Genomic DNA, 1,100 nt, shown 5'->3' on the forward strand with positions numbered 1-1,100 from the left:
TTACGTGGATCGGGTATGCGATTAAGGCGTTCAAAAAGTGTCATTTTGTAGGTTGAGTAGTACATAGATAATGATCTGATCAACAAAATCAGGATTAGTTCAATCGAAAATAAAGAACATTTAATTCCTTGATGCAGGTGAACGCAAATTGACCGTGTTGTTTGGCATTTAATCAATTAAACCCTACAAACTATGTGAGATCTCGCCCTGTGTAACCACTGAGGATCAACTTCTAATGGTAGCTTAATTATTTCAGTTTTCGAAGAGTTAAGCTCCAGTTCGAATTGAGACAATACCTCTTGCAATACTGATAATGTGTGCTCAGCTTCTTGCAAGGTTTTACACCCAAATTCAAAGTCATCAATATATCGATGGTAGTTTGTCCCAACCTTGGTTACTAATTGCTTGTCAACTTCAGACATAATCAGTTCAGCAATAGCAAACGAAGTGTCAGTTCCTATTGGAATCCCTTTGGTTTGTTGGTCTTGAGAATTTCTTACCAAGGTATCAATCTTGTTCCCAAGATTGTTGCGAAACCTCCTTTGCTGCTTTGCTAAAGACTTAGTATGTAACACCCATGGAATACTATGAGTATAAATCGTTGAGTAGAAGTTAGAGATATCCGCTTTTAAAATATAGCGAGAAGCAGTCCTCGTTTTTAACTTAGAATCAGGAAGAAAGCTAAATCCCTTTTCCCACTTTAAAGCTCTGGTTGAATCATCTTCAACTGGACGACTAATTGATTGAGAAGCTCTGTCAAAAACGGCGTCAAAATCAGCCCAATTGTCTGATATCAGCTTTGCGATCTGATAATAATTTATAGGGTTGGGAATGCTCAATGGGCGGCGCAATTTCCCTCGTCTAGCCAAGTTAAATTTCGCACATTCGCTGCTGTCAGCGCCGATGTAAAAATGACCCACTAACGTCGATTTAAAATTGACCCACCTGAGGCAAACTATCCGTTCGTAAAATGGACAAAGCGGCGGATTATGATCAATCAGGAGCAACTAGTGGAAATACACGTTTTACATCAGCAAGGACAAAGTATCCGCCGCATCGCGCGTGATTTAGGTGTATCTAGAAACACCGTTCGCACTTAT

General features: G+C 39.6%; 2 protein-coding genes. One reads left to right on the forward strand and one right to left on the reverse strand.

Translation table 11 applies throughout. The features are described 5' to 3' along the window. Positions 1-176: 176 nt before the first annotated feature. A complete protein-coding gene (locus VTH8203_RS23790; protein ID WP_158296250.1) occupies positions 177-839 on the reverse strand; it encodes an RNA-directed DNA polymerase in 663 nt (220 codons plus the stop codon). A 150-nt stretch (positions 840-989) separates the two neighbouring features. On the opposite strand from VTH8203_RS23790, the gene VTH8203_RS23795 reads away from it, so the two are divergent. Next, the coding region (locus VTH8203_RS23795) for a helix-turn-helix domain-containing protein (RefSeq protein ID WP_158296145.1) at positions 990-1,100 on the forward strand (111 nt) is incomplete at its 3' end.

This window comes from Vibrio thalassae, assembly GCF_900089835.1.
Lineage (GTDB): Bacteria > Pseudomonadota > Gammaproteobacteria > Enterobacterales > Vibrionaceae > Vibrio > Vibrio thalassae.